This is a genomic window from Mucilaginibacter sediminis (assembly GCF_051903035.1).
In the GTDB taxonomy this organism is placed as follows: Bacteria; Bacteroidota; Bacteroidia; order Sphingobacteriales; family Sphingobacteriaceae; genus Mucilaginibacter.
The window spans coordinates 4,384,505-4,409,296 of record NZ_CP170602.1; the positions used below are offsets into that span (position 1 = coordinate 4,384,505).

Below are 24,792 nucleotides of genomic sequence, written 5' to 3' on the forward strand. Positions count from 1 at the left end.
AATTAGAAATTTGATTTGGAATTAATTTCAGTTTGATAATAATATAGTCCATATAAATCCTAATTGCGTCCATATTAATAAGCCGTTTTATTCCCGAAAATTACAAACCGATTTATTACCCGAAGAAACATTTATGTTTATACAACAAGCACAGCCAAGAACCGGCAAAAATCAGCCATCACCACAAATAAGCTTACATTAGAGGGGCGTTCGGCGACTACATTAACAGGAACCTATGAATAATAACCAGGCCGATTTTCGATGAAAAAAACATTAGTCTTATTTGCTGTACTATGTTGGGGTATGGTAGCATTTGCACAACACACGCGGATTTCAGTTTCTGGCACATGGGCCTTTAAACTGGATTCCCTTGATAAAGGGATACCTGAAAAATGGTATATTGAGAAATTGCCGGGAAAAATAATTCTACCAGGAACATTGGATGATGCCGGAGTCGGAAAACCGGTTCAAACAGATACGCTGAAACTTAACAAGCTGGTGATGATGCATTTGTCAAGGAAACATGAGTATACCGGCGCAGTGTGGTACCAACGTACAGTTTCGATCCCCCAAAACATGCTGTCGGCACGCCTGACGCTGGAACGTGTGATCTGGAAAACCGATTGCTGGATTGATGGGCATCAGGCAGGCACCCAGGAAAGCCTTATAACACCGCAGGTTTTCGATTTAGGTACGCTCAAGGCCGGTGTCCATCAGATTACGTTACGTGTGGATAACAGGAAACAACATGATATCAGCGTTAATAACTTTGCTCATGCATATACCGATGGCACACAAATCATATGGAACGGCGTAATCGGAAAAATGGAAATCGTCGACCAGCATCCTTTAGCCATCGATAATGTGCAGTTATTCCCAAGCCTAAAATCCGGCTCTGTTGAAGCAAATATCAATTTTGTACCCGGGGCGAGAGATAAAAAGTATTACATCAGAGCAAGATTATTAAAAGGGCCGCACGTTGTTGAGGATACACAGAATATTGCCGTTGATAGTTTATGGCATTCAAAGCTCATCATCAAAGTTAAGAATGCCCGGGGCTGGGATGAATTTAATCCCCGGCTTTATGGTCTAAAAATCGATGTGACCGACAGATCCGGCAAGGTTATCGACAGCAGAACCGAACGATTTGGCTTCCGTGATCTATCTTCTGCGAAAGGGCAGTTCCGCATTAACGGCAGGCAGCTGTTTCTGCGGGGAACATTGGAGTGTAACATATTTCCGCTGGAAGGCCACCCGCCGATGAACGAAACCGGATGGTTGAAGCTATTTAAAACCGCAAAGCAATATGGATTAAATCACATCCGGTTTCATTCCTGGTGTCCGCCGGAAGCAGCCTTTAAAGTGGCCGATTCTCTTGGATTTTACCTGCATGTTGAACTACCCTTATGGAGCCTCACGGTTGGCAAAGATCCCGGAACGTTATTGTACCTTAAGGACGAAGCCTCCCGGATCATACAGAACTATGGAAATCACCCCTCGTTTTGTTTCTGGAGCATGGGCAATGAACTTGAAGGCGATTTTAACTGGCTTCAGGGTTTAGTAAGGGAACTGAAAGCTAAGGATAGCAGGCGTCTTTATACCACTACTACTTTTAGCTTTCAAAAAGGACACGGTAAATACCCGGAGCCGGCAGACGATTATTTTATTACTCAATATACGGATAAAGGCTGGGTACGGGGGCAGGGAATTTTCAATACGAACATCCCCGACTTTAAAACCGATTATAGCACCGCAATGAAAAATATCCCGGTACCACTCGTAATTCATGAAGTTGGCCAATATTCTGTTTATCCTGATCTGAATGAGATTCATAAATATAAAGGTGTGCTGGAACCTATGAATTTTAAAGCTATCCGGCATGATCTCCGCAATAAAGGAATGCTTGATCTGGCGGGTCCTTATCTAAAGGCCAGTGGCAACTTAGCAGCAAACCTTTTTAAAGAAGAAATTGAGCGAGCCTTAAAAACCTCGGGCGTGGGTGGTTTTCAGTTACTCGACCTTCATGATTTTCCAGGGCAGGGAACTGCGCTTGTAGGTTTGCTAAATGCTTTCTGGGATAGTAAAGGCATTATAACACCACGAGAGTTCCGCCGGTTTTGCGGGCCTGTGGTTCCGTTGCTTAGGTTCGACAAAGCCACTTACACCAATGACGAGGCATTTTCAGCTTCGGTCGAACTGGCGAATTTTTCTGATAAAACTATGACAGATCAACTTACCTGGTGCATAACCGGTGAAGACAGAAAAGTCCTGTTTAGTGGAAAATTGAATAAAAAATCAATCCCGGTTGGTAACGGACAGCAGATCGGTACATTCAGCGTCAATCTTAATTCGATATCCAAGGCGATGCAGCTGGATATCACCTTAAGCCTCGCCCATTCCCCTATCAGCAATCACTGGAAGATATGGGTTTATCCTGCTGTGTTACCGAAACCGCCAAAAAACGTCATCTTCACAACATCAGCAGACAGTGCTTTAAGTTGGTTAAAAGCAGGGGCAAATGTTGTCCTGAACCCAGATACTGCAGTAATAAAAGGTGTTAATGGCCGCTTTGCACCGGTTTTTTGGAGTCCTGTCCATTTTCCGGATCAGCCTGGAAGTATGGGCCTGTTGATCAGCCCAACCCACCCCGCCCTTGCCGATTTCCCTACAGCTTATTATAGTGACTGGCAGTGGTGGGATTTGGTAACCAGTTCAAAAACGATGATTACTGATATACTTCCCTTTCAAACCCATCCGATTGTGCGCGTAATAGATAATTTTTTTAAGAACAGGAATATGGCCGATCTATTGGAATTCAAAGTAAACGGTGGTAAACTTATCATATGCTCTATGGATATACATCATAATTTAACTGCGAGGCCGGTAGCGCGACAACTTAGGTATAGTTTGATGAAATATGCTGGTAGTAAAAATTTTGCGCCAAAAGAAAACCTTAGCAGTACGGATCTAATAAAATTCTTTAAATAGTGCTCCAAGCCTATTAATGCGGTTACTCCCACATAACTTGCATGCCCGTTGTACAACCCCAGGCGTTCAGTATCCCATCGCGGAACGCCACCAACTAAATCCAGAGCAGGGTGATTTTATTGATCTTTTACTTTTCATGTTGTTGTAAATGGACGATCTTAAATCTGCTCAAGCTGACGGTTGTGAACGTTTTTGGTTAATAACCTATATATTTTGCCCAACCCCTGCTTTCTCCTGAATTATGCACGGGCTTACATCTTTACAATGAGAGCATAAAACAGCGATAAACATTATTTTGTGTAAGCGTTACAAATGTCGACAAAAGGCCAAAATATAAATTGCTGTCGAAGAAACCAGATAGGTTAACCTCTTATTTATTATACTAAAAGTTACTATGTGCAAAATAGTATAACATTCACGTTACAATTGCATAGCTTTACTATTAATTTAAAAAACCAATTAAAACCCTAATTTAAAGAAGCCAAATGTCCGGATATGATGGATATACTGATAAAGAATTGCTCTTTTTAGTTAGAAAAAGCGACAGAACGGCCTTTACTGAACTGTATGACAGGCATTGGAATAGTGTATATTCTCAGGCATTTAGAAAGCTAAACGATGCTGATGTTGCAAAAGACATTACCCAGGAAGTGTTTATCTATCTATGGACTCATCGGGAAACGAATCTTATAGAAAATCTTGAAGCTTATTTGTTTAGCTGTGTTCGTAATAATATATTCAGGTTGCTGAAAAAAGAGAGCCGGTTTATTTGCATTTCCGATTTAATCCTGGAGGCAAGGGCATGTTGTTCCGAAGCTGATGCACTGATATTACAAAAAGAATTGGTCAAATCCTACGAATCGCTGATTAAATCTATGGCACCGGCGCAGAAATTAATATATGAAATGCGCTTTCACGAAGATTTATCTACGCTTGAAATTGCCCAGCAACTCAATATTTCCAGAAAGACTGTACAAAATCAACTGACAAGAGCTTTAACCCTGCTCAGAAGTTCCCTGGCATCTATTGCCATTCTGATTATTTCGCATCGTTAATTACTAAAACTTTTTTTTGATGACCTGATACGGCGACGTGAGTTATTCGTGTATGACACTAAAAAAGTTCTTTTATCGAATTTTTAGCATCATATGCAAATAATTGACGCCCTGCTTCAGTATTACAAAAGCCTTATAACCAGCCCGGCAAGAATAAATCGCCCCTGCGATAAAAAATATTTTTTTTCCGTGTGGGATTTTTCTCACTTAATGTCTCATCTGTATACCAATATCAATAAACCAATGACAAAAGAGCTGTTTTTAGTAATTCTTACTAACTATCTTGACGGCATTGCCACCAAAGAAGAAGAGGACTTCCTGCACGCCTATTACAACTTTTTTATGTCCGATGTGGATGTAATTGCTTTATTGGATGAAAAGCAAAAAGACCGGTTAAAATCATCGATGAAATTGAACATTGATGATTATATAGATTCAGAAGCAAAACCGGTTAAAAAAATAAATATCTGGCCACGAATTGCTGTAGCTGCATCCATCATTTTAGCACTATCTTTTGGGAGCTATATACTGTTGCATAAGCCGCCCCCTCAGCAAATGGCACATATTCAGCACAATGACATTGCGCCAATAGGTTATAAAGCAACACTTACCCTTTCCGGGGGCCGGCAGATAGTACTTGACGCGAAGCATAATGGTCAGCTGGCCCAACAAAAAAACATGGTAATTAGCCAGGCCACTAACGGAATTATTACTTACTCCGCAAACCAACAAAATAGCCCGGGCGACAATTCCCCCGTTTACAACACAATGACCACCGGTGGGGGCCAATATTCGCTCCAGTTATCTGATGGCACCAGGGTATGGCTAAATTCCGCTTCTTCCATAACTTATCCGGTTGCATTCACCGGCAAGAATAGGGAAGTAAAAATTACAGGCGAAGTGTATTTTGAAGTCGCCCATAATAAAGCTAAGCCGTTTTCTGTGATTACCCATGGCCAAACCGTCCAGGTGTTAGGCACGCACTTCAATATCAATGCATACGATGATGAAGCGCAAATGAAAACCACACTATTGGAGGGAAGTATCAAAATAAGTAAGGCCGATCAGGCTGCTATGCTTACACCAGGACAGCAAGCCCAAATCGGGTTTGAATCAAATACCATTAAAATAAACAGTGGTGCAGACGTAGAACAAGCCATTGCCTGGAAAAATGGATTATTTAGTTATGATCAGACCGACCTGAGAGAAGTTATGAGGCAGCTGGCGAGGGCATACGAAGTAAAAATTGAATATGAAGGAAAAATTCCAACGCGAACCTTTACCGGGAAAATCCATCGGAACATCAGCGTTTCGGAGGCGCTTGACATTTTAAAATTCACCAGAATCAACTTCAGGCTGGAGGGTAAGAAAATTATTGTTACCCCATAAAGGCCGCCTGTAAGAAGCTACTACCTGATAAACCAATTAATAAACCAATTTATCCCATAAACATGAAAGAAATTTTACAAGAATGATCAATCAAGGGGTTAAAAAAATAAGCCGGAAAGTGTTGGTCCACCGTCCGGCAAGTTTGAGTTAACCCTTTCTATCCGCCGGATAGCGGAAAGATAAAAACCAGTTAGAGTCTATTTTTCACGTATTAACCCAAACATTACAAAAGTATGAAATTAAATACTTTAAAACGTGGTGTGCCGTCCCTATGGCTGCCACATAAATTGCTATTGATTATGAAACTAACAATGTTCATCCTCATCATAGCCCTTGCACAGGTAAGTGCAAAAGGATTCGGACAGAAAATTACCCTGAATGAAAAAAACACTTCAGTCAAAAAGGTTTTACATGATATTGAACAACAAAGTGGCTATACTTTTTTTTATGACAGTAAGGATTTGCCCAATACACCAATAACTGTTCAGTTAAAGGAGGCAACGGTAGAAGATGCCGTGAAGGCGAGCTTAAAGAACCTGCCTTTAACCTATAAATTTGTTAAAAACAATATTGTATTAACCAGGAAAGAGATTTTACAGGATAATCAACCCAAAACGGATATTTTAATAAAAATAGATGTTTCGGGAAAGGTTGTAGATTCATTAGGCAGGCCGTTGAGTGGCGCTACAGTTACCAATAAAAATGCTAATACCCACACAGGAGCCAATGCAAATGGCGAATTTGCAATAACGGCGAATGAAGGGGATAAAATAGAGATTGCATTTATCGGATATCAATCTTATACATTCGTTGCAAAGGCTAAAGAACCATTTGTGAGCATTACCCTGCATGAAATTCTGGGCAAGCTTAACGAGGTAGTCGTTGTTGGCTATGGCACCCAGAGGAAGTCTGATGTAACAGGTTCTTTATCCAGCCTATCGTCAAAAGATTTTAAAGATCAACCGGTTACCCGTATCGACCAGGCCTTACAAGGCAGGGTTGCCGGGGTGCAGGTGGTTAACAACTCTGGTGCGCCCGGTGGCGATGTTAAGATCAGGGTGCGGGGTTCCAATTCTATACTTGGGGACAACAATCCGCTTTACGTTATCGACGGTTTTATAGGCGGTGATTTTAACAACCTGAATCCCGACGACATTGCTAATATTGAAGTTTTGAAAGATGCGTCAAGCACGGCAATTTATGGCAGCAGGGGTGCAAACGGAGTTGTTTTGATAACCACTAAAAAAGGAAACGCACAAAAACAGGAAATAACCCTTACCCCTGTTTTTTATTCATCAAAAGTTATTAAAAAAATGGATTTGATGAATGCGGCTGACTTTGCTACCACAGTAAACGCCCGAAATGCAGCCCTTAATATATCTCCTTTCTTTACCCAGGCACAAATAGATAATTTTAAAATCACCGGCGGAACTAATTGGCAGGATTTGGTTTTCAGGAATGCTCCCGGCCAGGAATATAAGTTAGGTTATTCGGGCGGCAACGCCAAAACACAATTCTTTATTTCGGGCGATTACCTCAACCAGGATGGTATTGTTATTAATTCAAACTTTAAGCGGTATGCCCTCAGATCCAACATTAACACACAATTTTCTGATAAATTAAGTACCCGGCTTAATATTTCGGCCATAAGAAGAGAAACACTGAACACGGGTAACCAGGGTACAGGCGGCTCGGTTAACCAGGCCTTGGCTTGGGCGCCAACTACACCTGTAAGGACCGCTGCAGGAACATATACCATTGTAGATCCGCTGGGTTCTATTCGTTCTAATCCGGTTGCTTTGGCAAATGACGCAGAAAACATTGTAGACAACTCCAATATAACTTTAAACGGGGGCGCAAATTACCGTTTTTTCAAAGACCTCTCGTTGGACGTAAGCTTTGGTGTAGATTATCAGAATATTCAAGGAAAAAACTATTCAGGACCAAGTATCACCAATAATATTCCAAACGCCAGCCGCACATCTACAGAATTAATTAATTTACAAAATACCAATACATTAAACTATTCGCACCTATTCAATAACGTGCATAGCCTAAATGTAACCGCGGTATTTGAGCAGCAGAAATATACATCAACAGGGTTTAGCGCCAATGCTAACAACCTTACATTTGCTAACCTGGGCTACGATAACCTTGCTTTATCCACTACACAATCGGCGGGGTCGGCCTATTCTGGGTCGGCTTTAATCTCTTATTTGGGCCGGGTAAACTATGCATTTAAAGACAAGTATCTGCTGACGGTTTCGGTAAGGAGAGACGGTTCTTCAAAATTTCAACCCGCCAACCAGGAAAGCACATTCCCATCAATAGCTTTGGGCTGGAAACTCTCCGAAGAGTCCTTTATCAAAAAACTGGACCTTTTTGATACATTCAAAATCAGGGGCAGTTGGGGCTTAACAGGAAGCCAGGCTATTAATCCTTATGCCACGCTTTCAACTTACCTCAGCGATGCCTTTTCGGCGGCCAACAGTTTCAACAACACTTCGGTTTCTTCGGGAATAGTACTTGGTAACGCAGCCAATCCCTTCCTGAAATGGGAGACCACGCAGGCAGAAGATGTGGGCTTAGATCTGTCATTGTTTAACAACAGGTTAAATTTTACAGCTGATGCCTATGTTAAAAATACCAGGGATTTACTTTTATCCCTTCCGTTGCCTGCTTATGCAGGAGGTGGAAACATCATTAGTAACGTAGGAAAAATGAAAAACAGCGGGCTCGAATTCAACATTGGCGGCACACCCGTACAATCGGGTAAGTTTACCTGGTCCAGCTCGTTTAACATAACGTTTCAAAAAAACCTTGTTAAAAGCTTAGGTACAATAGCCAGTGTATTTTCAGACAAAAGCGTACCAAACGCGGGAGCAGGCCTATCTACCCAACCTGAATTTATTATTAAACCTGGTTATGCACTTGGGTCATACTGGGGGCTGAAATATTTGGGAACATGGAAACCAAATGAAGCTACCGAAGCTGCAAAATATGGCAACAAGCCAGGGGATTCACACTACCAGGATTTAAACGGCGACAATGCCATAAACGGTAGTGATTTTCAGATTATAGGGAACGGCACGCCTAAACAATCGCTCGGCTGGAACAATACTTTTACTTATGGTGATTTCTCGGTAAATGTATTTGTACAGTCGTTATTGGGCTTTAGTAAACTTGATTACTCTTACGCCAGTTCTATAACCGCTAATGCAGATGCCAAGCAAGCTACTAATGTAGGCGTTTTAAACAGGTACCAGCCGGGTATCAATGAAACTTCAAATATACCGGCATTCAGTTCTACCAATAAAGACTATTTTGAATCGAGCCGTTTTCTTGAAAATGGAAATTTTGTGCGGCTGAAGAACCTGAACATTTCTTATCACCTGCCAAAAGGTACCATCAAAAATGTCGACTTGAAGCTATTTATAGGTGCAACTAACCTATTTACCATAACCAAATATAAAGGATTTGATCCGGAGTCAACCAACGCGGGTTCGGGCTCGGATGTTACCCAAAGCATTGATTTTGGTTCTTATCCTAATTCCAAGACATTTAACGTAGGTGCGGTATTGAAGTTTTAAACTTATTGAAAAGATAAATTATGAAAAAGATTTTAATTATAGTAATGATCCTATCGGTGGTGGGCTGTAAAAAAGCGCTGAAAGAAGACCCCAGAGGCCAGGTAGTAGGTACACAGGCATTAAGTACGGTAGCCGGTTTAAATGCAGCATTGGTAGGCGCTTATAAACCATTATCAACCACCTGGATAAATGGATTTACTACGGCAGCAGTAGTTGCCGTGTTAATGGGGTCCGATGACCTCACTACTCACCCGGCCAGCAACAAGGCCGACCTGAGGGAATTTGATCAATATCATGTTTCCAATCTTAACGGCAGGATGCTTAATATCTGGAACGGGTGCTACAAATCAATACAAGGGTCCAATAACATCATCAACAATTATAAATCAACCACGGGCGATGCTGCCGCTATCAATCAAATCCTGGGCGAAGCTTATTATCTGCGTGCGCTTGATTATTACTGGCTTGTTAGGTTATGGGGAAAAATTCCGCTGATCACTTCAGAAGTTTACAGCCCCGAGGTTTTAAAAGTTGGAACCTCGGCCCCGGCAGAAATATATAAACTGATTGAAAGCGATTTGCTGAATGCCGAAAAACTGATGCAAAATAAAAAACTGGATGCAGGCAGGGCCTCAAAAGGCGCTGCGTCGGCGTTGCTTGCAGACGTTTACCTTACAGAGGGTGGCTGGCCTGTTAATGATAATTCAAAATATGCATTGGCTGCTGCTAAAGCGAAAGAAGTAATTGATAACAAGGCGGCCTACAGTTTTGATCTGGTAGCCGATCTGGGCACATTATGGCAGAATACCCGGTTAGGGACAACAACATCAGAAGAGGTTTTTGCCATTCATAATTGTGGTACCTGTAACTGGTTTAACTCAAATGCGCTTTATGGTTCGTCTGCAATGCCTGGCGAAGAAAACGGCTGGGATGATTATTTTGCAGAAATCAAATTTTTCAATGATTTTCCGGCCGGTCCCAGAAAGGATGCCACTTTCCACACGGTTATTAAAAAGTCTGATGGTACAACTATACCATGGCAGAGCGATGCAGTAAAACACCCTTATTATGAGAAGTTCAGGGCTCCTGTTGAGGGTAGTACCGACGGCTCAAGTGCTACCGTTCAAATGATGCGGTACGCACATGTTTTATTAATATATGCCGAAGCACAAGCCAGGAGCGGCGCTGCTAATGACCAGGCTTACGCAAGTATTAACGCGGTACGTGCCCGCGCTGGTTTAGCTCCTTTGAGTGGTTTATCAAGTACAGATTTTGTAAAAGCGGTAATTAACGAAAGGGCCTGGGAATTTGCCGGTGAATATACCAGGTGGTTTGATATAACGCGTTTGCAGCTGTTAACCCAGGTTATTGCTAACCGAGATCCTTCAGAAAACGCGCCGATTGGAACACCACAATACTATTTGCCTATCCCAGCCGGCGACCTTCAGTTGAATCCGAACTTAGGAAATTAACAAGAAATATCGGCTAAGACACCGGTTGTGTACAGTGACCCGAATGAAAATAACAAAAAGTTAAACAATTTTGACTGGGAATTGCCAAATTGGCGATTCCCAGTCATTTTATATACTGCAAACATCAGCCTAAATGAAAATGAAACACTTCTTACTTATCACATTATTAATAGCTATAAAAAGTTTAGCCTTTGCCAATACGAACAACCTCATTGCTGATACACCTGCACATGGGAGCGTATTACTTGATACCGATGGCCAACCCATCAATGCCCATGGCCCTGGTGTAATGTATCATCAAGGTGTCTATTATCTTTTTGGTGAAATAAAAAATGGAAAAACCTGGCTTGTTCCCGGCCAGAACTGGGAAGATTACCGGGTTCCGGCTGGAGGGATATCCTGCTATTCATCTACCGATCTGAAGCACTGGAAATACAGGGGCATAGCCTTGAAACCGGTAGTGAATGACCCGGGCAATGACCTGGATACCGGCAGGGTGATAGAAAGGCCCAAAGTGATCTATAATGAACATACAAAGAAATTTGTGATGTGGATGCATATAGATAAGAACGATTACAACTATTCGCGGGGTGGTGTTGCCATAAGTGATAGCCCGGCGGGGCCATACCAATACCTGGGGAGCATAAAACCCAATGACCAAATGTTAAGAGACATGACCTTATACAAAGATGATGACGGTAAAGCTTACCTGATCTACTCATCCGAAGATAACAATACGATGCATGTTTGCCTGCTGAACGATGATTATTTAAAGCCAACAACAACATATGTAAGAATATTTGAGAATCAAAGAAGGGAAAGTCCGGCTGTTTTTAAAAACAAGGGGAAATACTATTTGATTACTTCAGGATGTTCGGGCTGGTCGCCAAATGCGGCGTCTTATGCGGTTGCTGATAATATTATGGGCCCATGGATAGAACAAGGCAATCCATGTAAAGGACCATATGCTGAAATGACCTTTTTTTCGCAGGGAGCATTTGTGCTGCCGGTAATAAGTAAGCCGGGAAAATTCATTTTCATGGGAGATGTGTGGAATAAAACTGATTTAGAAAAGTCTGCCTATTTGTGGCTGCCTTTAAGTATAAGCAATGGAGAGATAGAGATTAAAGAACGTTAACCTGTTTTGACTGGATTTAGGACAAACATTTCGGAAATAAAAACTTATTTCTCAAACGGCAGGGATGGTTTAATCGGAAACATGTTGATGCAAGTTATAAGTAACTTCAAAAATCAACCCACCCAAAGTCAATTTAAAAAAACAATAATCAGTAATTAATCATGAGCAGAATTTTAGGGGTTATTTTTTTTATAACAGCAGCATCATTCAATCTAAGTGCCCAAAACATTAATGAGAAGATAAAAGCTACGTCAAAAACGCAGCTTCCACCGTTTCCAGCCGTTCCGGCGCGTTTACCTATTGATAGTGTATCTATGGGCGATTGGGAATCTTTTCCTGAAATAAAATTGGATATTCCTATTACTGATGGCCCCTTTAAGCCAACTTGGGAATCGATAGAAAAGAATTATCCAGGTGAACCCGCATGGCTTCGTGAGGCAAAATTTGGCATATGGGTACACTTTGGGCCACAAGCTGTAGGCGAGAGCGGCGATTGGTATGCACGCAAACTTTACACACCCGGCACAAAAGCCTATAATAATCATCTCAGGAAATATGGCCACCCATCCAAAACCGGATACAAAGAGGTACTTCGTGATTGGAATCCTACCAAACTTGACCCCAGCAAATTAACTAAAATATATAAAGATGCAGGCGCCCGGTTCCTGATGATTCAGGGTGTGCATCATGACAATTATGATATGTGGAACTCGCGTTATCAGCCGTGGAATTCTGTTAATATCGGTCCCAGGCGTGATTTAATTGGCGAATGGGCTAAAGCTTGCCGGACAAATGGAATGCATTATGGCGTCACCTTCCATCACGAATATACATGGTGGTGGTGGCAAACAGCATTTGGCAGCGACACCGTTGGCGACAAAAAAGGCATACCTTACGATGGCAACCTTACATTAGCAGATGGGAAGGGGAAATGGTGGGAAGGGTATGATCCACGTTTACTTTATGGAATTGACTTGCGCGAATACAAAGGCGTTGCTCAGGAAGCAGCCTCGCGATGGAACCCTGCGCCCGCGGGCATTTTTAGCAATCATTTGGATTATGCAAAATGGTATGCCACACGATGGGCATTAAGGATGATGGATGTAGTAGAGCATTACGACCCCGATTTCATTTATACAGACGGCACCGTTCAGGGGCCATTTACCGGTAACGGAACCGGCACAGGATTAAAAGCCGATGCCATGCAAACGGTTATTGCCGATTATTACAACCGTACGCTTAAAACTCGTGGGGAGGTAAATGCGTTCAGTATTGTAAAATTCCGAAAAAAAACTAATGGCACTGTAAATACCGAGGAATCTGGAATTCCGGCGGATATAAAAACAGATCAGCCCTGGATAGCTGAAGTGCCGGTGGGCGACTGGTTTTATGAGCCTGGCTTCACCTATGACTCGGGTATGATGATACGTTATATTATAGAAGCCATAGCCCGCGACGGTAATGCAGCGGTGTGCATCTCGATTTTGCCGGACGGATCGCTGGATGAAGGCAGCCAAAAAATGTTAAGAGAAGTGGGGATCTGGATGCGCCGTAACAGCGAGGCGGTTTACGGCAGCCATGCCTGGGTCATGCCTGGCGAAGGAGAAAAAGTGAATGGCAAGTTGAAAATGCTGCCCCCCGGCGCATTGACACGCAGGCAGGCCGAATTCAAATTCGGCCCTCAGGACTTTCGTTTTACCTTGGGCAAAAATGGGGCGTTGTATGCTTTTTGCATGACTGTGCCTGTATCCGGGACACAGCTGACGATAAAATCATTGGGTACAGATTCAAAATATCTTAGCCGGCAGGTTAGATCAGTGACGCTGTTGGGTAACAGCGGCAAGCTACAATGGAAACAGGAAGCTGATGGCCTGTCCATCACCTGCCCGCCAGACATGCCGTTCGCTACATCCGTTGTGTTCAAGATTGATTAAGGAGTAATAGCTATTATCCCGGACTTACCTAAGCACTTTATATCGTGGGCCATGGATAGAACAAGGTGATTCGGGCAAGGAGCTTAACTCAAAAGGCGACCTTTTTGCGCAAAGAGCGTTTGTATCACCGGTAACTGAAACCGCCCCATTGGGAACCCTATGGAACAAATTCCACCGGGGGGCTTAACCGCCAGGCGGTTTCATTCCATTTCATGTTTAACTAATTTTTGAGGATCAAAAAAGTGGTTCAACGGCCCCTGACCGTCTCCCGTTTTAACATCCTTGCCCTGCTCTATAGCTTGCTGAATATATTTTTTACTGTTCGATATTGAAATACCCAGATCATTACCTAATGCGATAAAAGATGCAATTGCAGATGACAGGCTGCATCCTGTTCCATGTGTATTAACTGTATCAACGGCTGTTGACTTGAAAACACATTCATTATCAGCTTTATCCAAGTAAACATCAAACAGATCAGGCCCCTTCAGATGTCCTCCTTTGATCAGTACAGCATTACACCCATATCGCATGATTTGCACTGCCGCCTCTTTCATATCGCCGGTGGTTTTGATCTCCATTCCGGTAAGGATAGCCGCTTCATCTAAATTGGGGGTAATTAATTTGGTTATCGGAAACAAGTATTGTTTTAAAGTTTCTACAATATTGTTGGCTATCAAAAGGTCGCCACTGGTAGCTACCATAACCGGGTCAAAAATAACCGGGACATTTGGGTGGTCACTTAAGGCTTCGGCAATGCCAATAGCCAATTCGGCGCTGTGCACCATCCCCATCTTAATGGCAGATGGTTTGAGGTCATCCATCACCGCTTTAATTTGTGCTTTGACAAAATCAACCGGGATAGGGTGAATACCGCTAACTCCTAAGGTATTTTGTACGGTAAGCGCGGTTATGGCCGTGGTTCCAAAACACCCCAGGGCACTTATGGTTTTTAAATCGGCTTGTATGCCTGCTCCGCCCCCACTGTCTGATCCGGCTATGCTGAGTACTACTGGGTATTTATATTTGATCATATTAAATCACCCCGTTTTTTAAACTATACATTTCACCTTTGTACAAAGGCTTTAATAATTGCATGGCCATTTTACTCCGCTGTCCGGTCTGGCAACAGAATATCAATTTTTTATCCGATGGCAATTGTTCGGCACAATCTTTCAATTCATGTAAAGGAATGTTGATACCACCGATATTATAGTCTTCAAACTCCCAGGTTTCGCGCACATCAATTAGCTGGATGTCGTCGGGGCATTCGGTTAACAACCTTGTCAACTCGTTCATCGTTAGTTCGTGGTACATAGCCGCCGTGGCAGTATTTTTAGTTTGAACTTGTTTTTGTTGTTTCCGGATTTTAAAAATATTGGTTGAGTTATCAAGCACATTAATGGTCATTAATTTACCCGACAGTGTTTTGCCTATACCGCAAATAATCTTGATAGCTTCGGTAGCCATATAGGTGCCTATGATGCCTGGTAAAACACCCAATACACCTATGTCGGCACAATTGGGCACTTCGTCGGCTGGTGGCGCTTCGGGAAAAACATCCCTGTAATCAGGTCCATCCTGATAATTGAACACAGATACATGGCCCTCAAACTTAAATATAGAGCCAAATACCAGCGGCTTGTTTAAGGCCACGCAGGTATCATTCACCAAATAACGTGTCCCGAAATTATCCGAGCCGTCGATCACCAGGTCGTACCCCCTGCAAATATCTTCTGCGTTGCCCGGTGTAAAGCGTACCGGGTAAGCCGTAATAAAAGTATGCGGATTGAGTAATCCGAGCTTTTCTTTAGCAAGCATCGCCTTTAGACCGCCAACATCGTTCACGCCATATAAGATCTGCCGGTGCAGGTTGCTGATATCTACGGTGTCGTCATCTACAATGCCTATTTCGCCAACGCCAGCAGCAGCCAGGTATTGCAACACGGGGCAGCCCAAGCCGCCGGCACCTATCATCAGCACTTTAGCGGTCTTTAGTTTTTCCTGCCCGGTTATTCCTATTTCAGGTAAAATGATCTGCCTGCTGTACCGTTTAAGTTCTTCGCCTTTTAACATACTTATTGCGCTAAACTGTTATCCCAGTCTTTCCAAACCGGTTCGTAACCTTGCGATCTGATGACCCGGGCAATTTGCTCCGGACTGCGTTCGTCGCTGATCTCAAACTGTTCCAGCGATTCAGGTTCAACCGCGTACCCTCCGGGATTGGTTTTTGACCCCGCACTAATGTTGGTAATACCTAACTTGATGACATGGTTGCGAAAGTTTTCTGACTCCCGTGTAGACATCGATAGTTCCACCTCGCTATTAAATATCCGGTAGGCGCATATCAGTTGCACCAGTTCGCGGTCGCTCATTTCTACTTTGGGTTCTAAGCCGCCGCTAAAAGGCCTCAAACGAGGGAAAGAGAGGCTATATTTCGTTTGCCAGTATTTTTTCTCCAGATAATTGAGGTGTAGTGCCGTAAAAAAGCAGTCGGTGCGCCAGTCTTCCAGACCTATCAATACCCCCAAACCCATTTTATGGATGTTGGCCTGGCCCAGGCGATCGGGCGTTTCCAACCGGTAATCAAAATTCGATTTTTTGCCTTTTGGGTGATGTTTTCTATAGTCTTCGCGGTGATAGGTCTCCTGGTAAACCAGCACCGTGTTTAGTCCATAAGGAGTTAACTGTTGATAGTCTCCCAGGTCGAGTGGTTGAACCTCCATTGATATATGAGAGAAATGTGGGCGGATCAGGTCGAGTACCTTTTTAAAATAGTCTACATGTACGTTTTCATTATCTTCCCCTGTAACCAACAGCACATGGTCATAACCCATGGCCTTAATAATGCCAACCTCCTGCATAATCTCCATCGGCGAAAGTGTTTTGCGCTTTACCTTATTATCATAGCTGAAACCACAGTAGGTACAAATATTTTTGCACTCGTTTGAAAGGTAAAGCGGCAGGTACATTTGTATTACTTTACCAAAACGCTTCAGCGTTAATTGCTGGCTGATAGCGGCCATTTGCTCCAGGTAGGGCGCCGCCGCAGGAGATACCAGGGCTTTAAAATCTTCCAGGGTCCTGTTTTCAACAGCTAAGGCCCACTCTACGTCGGCACTTGTTTTAGCGTAGATACTTGCTTTGGTTTCGTCCCAGTTGTAGGTTTCGAAAATATCTTTAAAGCTATTCATCTAAAAACGAAGTTAGTGGGCTGCTTGCAGCAGCGTAAGGTAGGGGCAGTGCCAATTTGGCTTCATACGCCATTCGGCCAGCTATTACAGCCATTTTAAATGCTTCTGCCATTTGTACGGGATTGCCTGATACTGCTATGGCTGTATTCACCAGTACCGCATCTGCGCCAATTTCCATCGCCCAGGCTGCATCGGATGGTGAGCCGATGCCCGCATCCACAATTACGGGCACATTGCTCTGGCTGATGATGATCTCTAAAAAATCTATAGTTTTCAACCCCTTATTGCTACCGATAGGCGAACCCAAAGGCATTACCGCCGAGGTGCCTGCATCTTCCAGTCGCTTGCATAGCACCGGGTCGGCATGAATATAGGGTAACACAATAAACCCCAATTTGGCCAGTTCTTCAGTTGCCTTTAAGGTTTCAATGGGATCGGGCATCAGATACTTGGGATCGGGATGTATTTCCAGTTTGATCCAGTTGGTTTCCAATGCCTCTCTTGCCAGTTGAGCAGCAAAAACAGCTTCCCTGGCATTACGCACTCCCGATGTATTGGGTAAAAGATTAATATGCGGGTATTTGAGGCGGATCAGCAGATCATCTTGATCATTGTTTTTCATATCCACGCGTTTTAAGGCAACTGTTACGAGTTCTGAGCCGGAAGCAAGCAGGGCTTCTTCCATCAAAATTGAGGAACTAAACTTGCCGGTACCGGTAAACAAACGCGAGTTAAAGGTTTTATCGGCTATTTTTAACATGATCTTTTAGATTAAATAAGTTCATTTATTGACGGGGTATTCAATTGTTGATAGCTATAATCAACTATAGCTGTACGATCATCCGCCCTGGTAATAGCGCCGGATATGGCCACACCATACAACCCGGCATTCACCAGCGGGGTAATATCTTCGGGCAATACACCGCCAATGCCTATAATCGGCACCGACATATTTGCAGCACGCATTTGTTTCATGATATCCTTTAGTCCCTCCAAACCTAAAATGGGGCTAAGCTTTGCTTTAGTTGTTGTGAAACAGTAAGGGCCGCAACCGATATAATCAACGCCTTCGGCCACCCTTTGCCGGATATGCTGAAAGGTATTAGCCGTTCCGCCGATGATCATTTGCCGACCGACGATACGCCTGGCCTGCGCAACAGACATATCCTGCAAGCCCAAATGAACACCATAAGCTCCTGCTTTCAGCGCGATTTCCGGATGGTCGTTCACAATCAGCTTTGCACCATGCTGGTTGCATAATTTATTGGCTTCGATGGCATATTCCAGGATCACCCCGGCGGGCTCATCTTTAACCCGGAGTTGCACCCATTTGCAGCCGGCCTCTAATGCCTGCCGGATAGCGGTCAGGTGCGATCCATTTTCGGGTTGTTGGGAGATATAATGTAGTTTATCGATCATTGCGTTCGTATTCATTTATGCTGGTAGATTTTCTTTTAATTGTTTAAAGCGTTCTAAGGCTTCATCCGGTTCATTCCAAAGTGTACCCAAAACGGCCGCACCATCAAAACCCATCGCTTTAACGTTTGCTAAGTTGGCTATCTTCACTCCCCCCAAGGCAATTACCCTCGGTTTGATATTGGTTTTATCCAGTTTAAAATCAGCGCCCAACTTACTTTGATAGCCGGGCTTGGAAATGCTATCAAACACCGGCCCGTAAAAAACATAATCAAAAGGTGTTAAACCGGGAAGCCCCGAAATATCATGGATAGAAGTGCTTAGCGTAAATCCGTCATCCAATTTACTTTGCCATTGTATTGGGCTTGATGCTTCCCGTGCCCTTTCGTTATAATGCAGCCTTTTGATCCCGTAATCAGCTGCTATTTCGTGAAATTGGTGCAGGGCAATCCGTTCATAAAAACGGGGTGCTACAGCATTCAATAATCTTTTTACCGTTTGCACATCGCTTTCGGGTTTACGCAAATGAAAGTATTTCAAACCCGCTATAAACAGCTTGTTGATGAGGCTACTTTCATCGGCAACCGCAGCCTGGTTTGAAATAACAATTAATTCCATGTTTCTACAGATAAATTTCGCTGCCTTTTTGCAGAAATTCTTTCGATTTTTCTTCCATGCCTTTGGATACTGCGTCGGCTTCGCCCATGCCGTTTTCTTTGGCGTAGTCGCGCACATCCTGTGTAATTTTCATCGAGCAGAAGTTAGGGCCGCACATGGAGCAGAAATGGGCAATCTTGGCGCCATCCGCAGGCAGGGTTTCATCATGAAACTCCCTGGCCGTATCGGGGTCAAGCGATAAATTGAACTGATCTTCCCAGCGGAATTCAAAACGCGCTTTGCTTAAGGCGTTGTCGCGGTATTGGGCCCCCGGATGCCCTTTGGCCAGGTCGGCTGCATGAGCGGCAATTTTATAAGTAATTACGCCATCCTTAACATCTTTTTTATTAGGCAGGCCCAAATGCTCTTTGGGTGTAACATAACAAAGCATCGCCGTACCAAACCAGCCAATCATGGCCGCACCAATAGCAGAAGTGATATGGTCATAACCTGGTGCAATATCTGTGGTGAGCGGGCCTAAAGTATAAAACGGAGCTTCGCCGCAGTGCGCCAACTGTTTATCCATATTTTCTTTGATCATATGCATCGGAATGTGGCCCGGGCCTTCAATAATGGTTTGCACATCATGCTTCCAGGCAATCTTGGTCAGTTCGCCCAAAGTTTCCAATTCGCCAAATTGCGCGGCGTCATTAGCATCGGCAATACAACCGGGCCTTAGGCCATCACCTAAAGAAAATGCCACATCGTAGGCTTTCATGATCTCACATATCTCTTCAAAATGTGTGTACAGGAAATTCTCTTTATGATGGGCCAGGCACCATTTGGCCATAATAGAGCCGCCACGCGATACAATACCGGTAATCCTTTTAGCGGTAAGAGGCACATAACGCAGCAAAACGCCCGCGTGGATGGTAAAATAATCTACACCCTGCTCGGCTTGCTCTATTAACGTATCCCTAAAAAGTTCCCAGGTGAGGTCTTCGGCCTTGCCATTTACTTTTTCCAGGGCCTGGTAAATAGGGACGGTACCAATTGGAACAGGCGAGTTTCGGATGATCCATTCGCGGGTTTCGTGTATGTTTTTACCGGTCGAAAGGTCCATAATGGTATCGGCGCCCCAGCGGCAGGCCCATACAGTTTTTTCTACTTCCTCTTCAATACTGGAAGTAACTGCAGAGTTACCTATGTTGGCATTGATCTTTACCAGGAAATTACGCCCGATGATCATCGGTTCGCTTTCAGGGTGGTTAATATTGGATGGGATAACCGCGCGGCCGCAGGCTACTTCCTGGCGTACAAACTCCGGCGTAATATAGCCTTTGGGGGTATTGGCGCCAAAGCTTTGGCCCGGATGCTGATGAGACATCACCGCATATTGCCCGTTCAACTGTTCCTTTAATAAATCTATGCGCTGGTTCTCGCGGATAGCGATGTATTCCATTTCCGGGGTAATAATACCTTTTCGGGCATAATGCATTTGTGATACATTCATCCCCGGTTTGGCCTTATAAGGTTTACTGATGTGCGCAAATCTTAACGTGTCCAGCTTTTGATCATTGGCACGCAGGTTTCCATAATCGGAGGAAATTGCTTGTAATTGCTCCACATCGCCCCGGCCAACAATCCATTGCTCGCGCAATCTTGGCAAGCCTTGTTTCACATCAATTTCGATATCAGGATCGGTAAAGGGGCCGCTTGTATCATAAATGGTGACGGGGGCGTTCGGTTCAGTTTCGCCAAACCTGCCGTGAAGTTTGGTTTCGCTGAGCACAACCTCGCGCATCGCGACTTGAATATTATGGATTTGTCCTTTGACATAGATTTTGCGCGAGGCCGGGAAAGGCGTTCGGCTGATTACTTGTTCTCCTGGAGTTTTTTCAGTTTTCATGTGGTGAGTGTATATTTTATCCGCCCTGGGTTGCTTTGATAATGGTAATATGATCGCCGTGGTTTAAAAGGTGAGTAGCCCAATTGGCTTTAGGGACGATTTCCTGGTTCACCGCAATAGCGATGCCTTTGGCCGGCTGCGTAAGAACAGTAGCAATCATTTGCTGCAACGAGCAGGCATCAGAAACGGAATAATTTTGTTGATTTACGGTAATTTCCATCCTGTTTAAATTTTAAACGATAGGAATGGACCCGTTGGAGGATTGGTAAACAACCTTAAGGTTGCTCTACTTTTCCCTTCGGCAGTACTAACTGCATCAGGTTCAAAGGGTATTTCTCAGCACAAGGCACCCCTAAAGTTTTTTGTAAAGGTATAAAGTATTTGGTATTTAATTTACTTTTTTATTCTGTTACTGATTTAGATCATTATTAATTTGATGATGGAGGTATGTTGATTGATTTTGTTCATCAGCTATTTAAAATCGGTTGAATGGCCTCCGGAAATTTCAACAGGTGTTCAAAGAGTCTGATTTCTGGATTACTTAAACAAATCAAAAATGGGTTATGATAGTAACGAGATTCTGCGGAAGTATCCTAATGATAATTATGCTTAGTTTGCGAGACGTCATGTTTTAATTTGAAATGTGCTGTATCTTTAGCCCATTCTTTACCCATGATCCGGAATATTAGCATAAACGATTTTATAAAGTTAAGTGAACCTGTTCCTCTGGCTGACGTACGTACCCCTGCTGAGTTTGAACAGGGGCATGTTCCGGGTGCTTTTAATATCCCTTTATTTAGTAATCAGGAAAGGGTTAAAGTGGGTACTACCTATAAACAGGTTGGACGGGAAGAAGCGATCCTTTTGGGGTTTGACCTTACCGGCTCCAAATGGTCGGGCTTTATCAAACAGGCACTGGAAATAGCACCGGATAAAAAAATCGGGGTTCATTGCTGGCGGGGTGGTATGCGCAGCGGCGCCATGGCCTGGGCGCTTAACCTGTACGGGTTTGAGGTTTATCTTATTGAGGGTGGCTATAAAAAATATCGGGGTTGGGTACATCAGCAGTTTGAAGCATCATATCGGCTTTTGATACTCGGCGGAATGACTGGTTCCGGAAAAACAAAGATACTTCACAGCCTTAAAGCTATTGGCGAACAAGTCATCGATCTGGAAGACCTGGCGCAGCACCAGGGTTCATCATACGGCACCATGAATAAAATGGTTCAGCCAACCCAGGAACAGTTTGAAAACAACCTGGCCCACCAGTTAAAAGACTTAGATAGGCAGCGTAAAATATGGGTAGAAGACGAAAGCCTGACCATTGGCAAGCGCTCTGTCCCTAACCCTTTCTGGTATCAGATGCGCAGCGCGGCTATGATCGACATCAAGGTTGATTTACAGCAACGCATTGCTTCATTAGCTATTGAATATGGCGGTTTGGATAAAGATTTCCTGGTAGAATGCACAGAACGTATCCGCAAACGGCTCGGCCCGGAACAAACCAAGCATGCAATAATTGCCATACAGGAAAATCGCATGAAAGATTTTATCGGCATTGTATTGGTATACTATGATAAAACTTACCGTACAGGATTGTCCAAACGTAATCCAAACCTGGTATTTTCACTGGATATTACCGGTGATGACGTTTCAACTCATGCCCAACAAATTCTGATTTTTACTCATACTATTACCGTAACAGAACAGGTTACCACATCTTAATGGAAACTACAGCAATAAAACTAACCCAATATTCGCACGGCGCAGGCTGCGGCTGCAAGATCAGCCCTGCTATTCTTGACAAGATTTTGCATAGCCCAATAGCTCCAATCCCGGATGCAAAGCTATTGGTAGGTAACGACAAACGCGACGATGCCGCTGTGCTTGATCTGGGAAACGGTACGGCGTTAATTTCCACGACCGATTTTTTTATGCCGATTGTGGATGATGCTTACGATTTTGGCCGTATCGCATCGGCTAATGCCATCAGCGATGTGTACGCGATGGGCGGTAAACCTGTGCTCGCCATTGCCATATTAGGATGGCCCATTGACAAATTACCGCCGGAGGTGGCCCAAAAAGTTTTAGAAGGCTCAAGGGCTATTTGCGCCGAAGCTGGCATTACATTAGCAGGCGGCCATAGTATCGATTGCCCCGAACCTGTATTCGGTTTGGCGGTTAATGGTATGGTTAATATCCCGCAGCTTAAACAAAACTCAACAGCTACTGCCGGCTGCCGGCTTTACCTGACCAAAGCTTTGGGTGTTGGTATTTTATCAACTGCCCAAAAGCGGGGTGTATTATTACCGGAAGATGCAGCTATCGCTTTAAAAAGCATGACCACTTTGAATAAGCTGGGAGAAGTTTTCGGACAGATGGACTATGTTAAGGCCATGACCGACGTTACCGGTTTTGGCTTATTGGGTCACCTTTCTGAAATGTGTGAAGGCAGCGGATTATCTGCTGTTATCGAATTTGACAAAGTACCGGTAATCCCATCGTTAACCGGCTATTTAGAACAAAAATGCTTTCCCGGCGGCACGCAGCGTAACTGGAATAGCTATGGAAGTAAAATAGGCTCCCTGACCGAAGACCAGAAATACATCCTGGCAGATCCGCAAACAAGCGGCGGTTTGCTGGTAGCTGTTGAGGAAGACAACACAAAAGAATTTGAAGCGAAATTATCAGGTCTCGGAGTTCAAATAAAACCTATTGGATGGTTAAAAGAAAAAAGTGACGGACCGCAGATAACAATCGCGTAATTCCTTTTTTAGGTAATTCAAGGAATTTTGTCAAAGCTTTTTTGCAGAGGCCTTTGTAATTGATGTTAAGTATTGTTTAATAGGAAGTCTGCTATTTGAGGAGTCTGAAATGAGCTAAGCAGATCGACGCTCCATTATTCAACGGTTCGATTTTCCCTTTTAGTTACTAAGGTGGCGTTACCTGTTTTGCCCTGGATGAAATAATTAGTGAACATGAAGCGTTATGTGTGTTTATAAAGGCATGAAATACTGGTGTTTGAGGATAGGGGTGGCGGCACTGTTGCTAACAGCGGCTGTAGGTTGTGGTATGGTAAAGTCGATGGGTAAAAATCCGGATGGCGAGGAGCTTGGCCGGTTAAAGGCATTGTCTAACTACAAAAATGGTAGTTTCGAAAATTTGGCTGAACGTTCTGACTCGACGGTAAAGAGTAAATGGCTTTTTTTACACAGCCGCCCTAAAACCATCCGCCCCTCTCATGCGTTGCCCTGGGTTAAAACTAATTTGAATACATTGGCCGCCCCGGCGCCAACCATCGTGTGGTTTGGGCATTCCTCCTTGCTCATCAAAACCGGGCAGGGCAATATACTCATCGATCCTATTTTTAGCAACCATGCCGGGCCGGTGCCCGGGCTGATTAAGGCATTTCAAGGCACTATGAATTATCACGCAGAGGATATGCCGCCAATTGATGTGCTGATCATTTCACATGATCACTACGATCACCTGGATTATCGTACCCTGAAAAAATTGAGAAACCATATTAAAATGGCAGTAGTGCCGATGGGAGTAGGTGCGGATTTGGTGTATTGGGGATTTGATCCCAAAAAGATCATCGAACTGAATTGGGGCCAGTCGGTTACGCTACCTGGTGGCCTGAGGATTACCGCCACGCCGGCGCAGCACCGTAGTAACCGAAGCTACGCTAACGAAAACAAAACACTTTGGGCATCTTATGTGATACAGGCAAACCAGTACCGGCTGTTTTACAGTGGCGATAGTGGTTATGGTCCGCTGTTTAAACAAATAGGCCAGCAATACGGCCCATTTGATTTGGCGCTGCTGGAATGCGGACAGTACAGTCCGAATTGGCCATGGACACACCTGCAACTTGGGCAAACCGCACAGGCTGCCGTTGACTTGCAGGCTTGTTTGATACAACCTATCCATTGGGGCAAATTTGTCGAAGCCAATCACCCCTGGAACGAACCTATAGAAAAACTCCTGCCGGCTGCCGAAAAGCTGGGCGTCGAGGTAAACGTTCCGCGTATCGGGGAGCCTTATACTTTGGGCGATCCGCTACGGACCAAAGTATGGTGGGATTTTAATTAATTGGGGCGCTGATGA

General features: G+C 43.9%; 18 protein-coding genes and 1 riboswitch. Of the genes, 10 read left to right on the top strand and 8 right to left on the bottom strand.

Going from position 1 to position 24,792, the window contains the following annotated elements:
• The first annotated feature begins 261 nt into the window (after positions 1-261).
• The 7 genes from ACFGVS_RS17915 to ACFGVS_RS17945 all read left to right on the top strand — a co-directional run bounded on the left by ACFGVS_RS17915 (position 262) and on the right by ACFGVS_RS17945 (position 13,566).
• On the top strand, positions 262-2,988 hold the full coding sequence (locus ACFGVS_RS17915; protein ID WP_439694995.1) for a sugar-binding domain-containing protein: 2,727 nt from the start codon (positions 262-264) through the stop codon (positions 2,986-2,988).
• 485 nt (positions 2,989-3,473) lie between these two features.
• Entirely contained in the window at positions 3,474-4,043 is a 570-nt protein-coding gene (locus tag ACFGVS_RS17920; protein WP_090639833.1) for an RNA polymerase sigma factor, read from the top strand.
• A 243-nt stretch (positions 4,044-4,286) separates the two neighbouring features.
• Positions 4,287-5,432: a FecR family protein gene (locus ACFGVS_RS17925; RefSeq protein ID WP_274210495.1), complete on the top strand. Its 1,146-nt coding sequence runs from the start codon at positions 4,287-4,289 to the stop codon at positions 5,430-5,432.
• Between the two features lie 233 nt (positions 5,433-5,665).
• Positions 5,666-9,022: a TonB-dependent receptor gene (locus ACFGVS_RS17930; RefSeq protein WP_274210496.1), complete on the top strand. Its 3,357-nt coding sequence runs from the start codon at positions 5,666-5,668 to the stop codon at positions 9,020-9,022.
• 20 nt (positions 9,023-9,042) lie between these two features.
• Positions 9,043-10,494, top strand: a complete 1,452-nt coding sequence (locus ACFGVS_RS17935) for a RagB/SusD family nutrient uptake outer membrane protein (protein WP_439694998.1) — start codon at positions 9,043-9,045, stop codon at positions 10,492-10,494.
• A 139-nt stretch (positions 10,495-10,633) separates the two neighbouring features.
• Positions 10,634-11,632, top strand: a complete 999-nt coding sequence (locus tag ACFGVS_RS17940) for a glycoside hydrolase family 43 protein (RefSeq protein WP_439695000.1) — start codon at positions 10,634-10,636, stop codon at positions 11,630-11,632.
• Between the two features lie 161 nt (positions 11,633-11,793).
• The gene (locus ACFGVS_RS17945; RefSeq protein ID WP_439695001.1) at positions 11,794-13,566 is read left to right on the top strand and encodes an alpha-L-fucosidase; all 1,773 of its coding nucleotides are present in this window, start codon (positions 11,794-11,796) and stop codon (positions 13,564-13,566) included.
• A gap of 200 nt (positions 13,567-13,766) precedes the next feature.
• Here ACFGVS_RS17945 and thiD read toward each other — a convergent pair whose 3' ends face one another.
• From thiD to thiS, 8 genes are read right to left on the bottom strand one after another with little or no spacing between them, the layout of a single operon-like run.
• Positions 13,767-14,600 (bottom strand): bifunctional hydroxymethylpyrimidine kinase/phosphomethylpyrimidine kinase, encoded by an 834-nt coding sequence (thiD, locus tag ACFGVS_RS17950; RefSeq protein WP_274210500.1) that lies wholly within the window; start codon positions 14,598-14,600, stop codon positions 13,767-13,769.
• A 1-nt stretch (position 14,601) separates the two neighbouring features.
• Positions 14,602-15,642, bottom strand: coding sequence for a molybdopterin-synthase adenylyltransferase MoeB (moeB, locus tag ACFGVS_RS17955; RefSeq protein ID WP_439695004.1), 1,041 nt, complete (start codon positions 15,640-15,642; stop codon positions 14,602-14,604).
• Between the two features lie 2 nt (positions 15,643-15,644).
• Complete coding sequence (gene thiH, locus ACFGVS_RS17960; protein ID WP_439695006.1) at positions 15,645-16,760, bottom strand: 2-iminoacetate synthase ThiH; 1,116 nt, start codon at positions 16,758-16,760, stop codon at positions 15,645-15,647.
• Positions 16,753-17,520, bottom strand: coding sequence for a thiazole synthase (locus ACFGVS_RS17965; RefSeq protein ID WP_439695007.1), 768 nt, complete (start codon positions 17,518-17,520; stop codon positions 16,753-16,755). The genes thiH and ACFGVS_RS17965 overlap by 8 nt, the downstream gene beginning before the upstream one ends.
• A gap of 11 nt (positions 17,521-17,531) precedes the next feature.
• A complete protein-coding gene (locus ACFGVS_RS17970; protein WP_439695009.1) occupies positions 17,532-18,179 on the bottom strand; it encodes a thiamine phosphate synthase in 648 nt (215 codons plus the stop codon).
• Between the two features lie 15 nt (positions 18,180-18,194).
• Positions 18,195-18,794 (bottom strand): thiamine phosphate synthase, encoded by a 600-nt coding sequence (locus tag ACFGVS_RS17975; RefSeq protein ID WP_439695011.1) that lies wholly within the window; start codon positions 18,792-18,794, stop codon positions 18,195-18,197.
• A gap of 4 nt (positions 18,795-18,798) precedes the next feature.
• Positions 18,799-20,682: a phosphomethylpyrimidine synthase ThiC gene (gene thiC, locus ACFGVS_RS17980; protein WP_090639804.1), complete on the bottom strand. Its 1,884-nt coding sequence runs from the start codon at positions 20,680-20,682 to the stop codon at positions 18,799-18,801.
• A gap of 16 nt (positions 20,683-20,698) precedes the next feature.
• On the bottom strand, positions 20,699-20,902 hold the full coding sequence (gene thiS / locus ACFGVS_RS17985; RefSeq protein ID WP_439695013.1) for a sulfur carrier protein ThiS: 204 nt from the start codon (positions 20,900-20,902) through the stop codon (positions 20,699-20,701).
• Between the two features lie 56 nt (positions 20,903-20,958).
• Positions 20,959-21,046, bottom strand: a riboswitch (TPP riboswitch).
• A gap of 308 nt (positions 21,047-21,354) precedes the next feature.
• Here thiS and mnmH point away from each other — a divergent pair.
• The 3 genes from mnmH to ACFGVS_RS18000 all read left to right on the top strand — a co-directional run bounded on the left by mnmH (position 21,355) and on the right by ACFGVS_RS18000 (position 24,777).
• A complete protein-coding gene (mnmH, locus tag ACFGVS_RS17990) occupies positions 21,355-22,407 on the top strand; it encodes a tRNA 2-selenouridine(34) synthase MnmH (protein ID WP_439695015.1) in 1,053 nt (350 codons plus the stop codon).
• Positions 22,407-23,447: a selenide, water dikinase SelD gene (gene selD / locus ACFGVS_RS17995; protein ID WP_439695017.1), complete on the top strand. Its 1,041-nt coding sequence runs from the start codon at positions 22,407-22,409 to the stop codon at positions 23,445-23,447. Before mnmH ends, selD begins: the two co-directional genes overlap by 1 nt.
• Before the next feature lie 241 nt (positions 23,448-23,688).
• Positions 23,689-24,777 carry an MBL fold metallo-hydrolase gene (locus ACFGVS_RS18000; RefSeq protein WP_439695019.1) on the top strand — a complete coding sequence of 363 codons (1,089 nt, stop codon included), beginning with the start codon at positions 23,689-23,691 and terminating at the stop codon, positions 24,775-24,777.
• Positions 24,778-24,792 lie beyond the last annotated feature (15 nt).

What these genes read in the sequence shown, in the direction of transcription:
- ACFGVS_RS17915 (WP_439694995.1), top strand. Translation starts at nt 262, where the DNA reads ATGAAAAAAACATTAGTCTTATTTGCTGTACTATGTTGGGGTATGGTA.
- ACFGVS_RS17920 (WP_090639833.1), top strand. Translation starts at nt 3,474, where the DNA reads ATGTCCGGATATGATGGATATACTGATAAAGAATTGCTCTTTTTAGTT.
- ACFGVS_RS17925 (WP_274210495.1), top strand. Translation starts at nt 4,287, where the DNA reads ATGACAAAAGAGCTGTTTTTAGTAATTCTTACTAACTATCTTGACGGC.
- ACFGVS_RS17930 (WP_274210496.1), top strand. Translation starts at nt 5,666, where the DNA reads ATGAAATTAAATACTTTAAAACGTGGTGTGCCGTCCCTATGGCTGCCA.
- ACFGVS_RS17935 (WP_439694998.1), top strand. Translation starts at nt 9,043, where the DNA reads ATGAAAAAGATTTTAATTATAGTAATGATCCTATCGGTGGTGGGCTGT.
- ACFGVS_RS17940 (WP_439695000.1), top strand. Translation starts at nt 10,634, where the DNA reads ATGAAACACTTCTTACTTATCACATTATTAATAGCTATAAAAAGTTTA.
- ACFGVS_RS17945 (WP_439695001.1), top strand. Translation starts at nt 11,794, where the DNA reads ATGAGCAGAATTTTAGGGGTTATTTTTTTTATAACAGCAGCATCATTC.
- thiD (WP_274210500.1), bottom strand. Translation starts at nt 14,600, where the DNA reads ATGATCAAATATAAATACCCAGTAGTACTCAGCATAGCCGGATCAGAC.
- moeB (WP_439695004.1), bottom strand. Translation starts at nt 15,642, where the DNA reads ATGTTAAAAGGCGAAGAACTTAAACGGTACAGCAGGCAGATCATTTTA.
- thiH (WP_439695006.1), bottom strand. Translation starts at nt 16,760, where the DNA reads ATGAATAGCTTTAAAGATATTTTCGAAACCTACAACTGGGACGAAACC.
- ACFGVS_RS17965 (WP_439695007.1), bottom strand. Translation starts at nt 17,520, where the DNA reads ATGTTAAAAATAGCCGATAAAACCTTTAACTCGCGTTTGTTTACCGGT.
- ACFGVS_RS17970 (WP_439695009.1), bottom strand. Translation starts at nt 18,179, where the DNA reads ATGATCGATAAACTACATTATATCTCCCAACAACCCGAAAATGGATCG.
- ACFGVS_RS17975 (WP_439695011.1), bottom strand. Translation starts at nt 18,794, where the DNA reads ATGGAATTAATTGTTATTTCAAACCAGGCTGCGGTTGCCGATGAAAGT.
- thiC (WP_090639804.1), bottom strand. Translation starts at nt 20,682, where the DNA reads ATGAAAACTGAAAAAACTCCAGGAGAACAAGTAATCAGCCGAACGCCT.
- thiS (WP_439695013.1), bottom strand. Translation starts at nt 20,902, where the DNA reads ATGGAAATTACCGTAAATCAACAAAATTATTCCGTTTCTGATGCCTGC.
- mnmH (WP_439695015.1), top strand. Translation starts at nt 21,355, where the DNA reads ATGATCCGGAATATTAGCATAAACGATTTTATAAAGTTAAGTGAACCT.
- selD (WP_439695017.1), top strand. Translation starts at nt 22,407, where the DNA reads ATGGAAACTACAGCAATAAAACTAACCCAATATTCGCACGGCGCAGGC.
- ACFGVS_RS18000 (WP_439695019.1), top strand. Translation starts at nt 23,689, where the DNA reads ATGAAATACTGGTGTTTGAGGATAGGGGTGGCGGCACTGTTGCTAACA.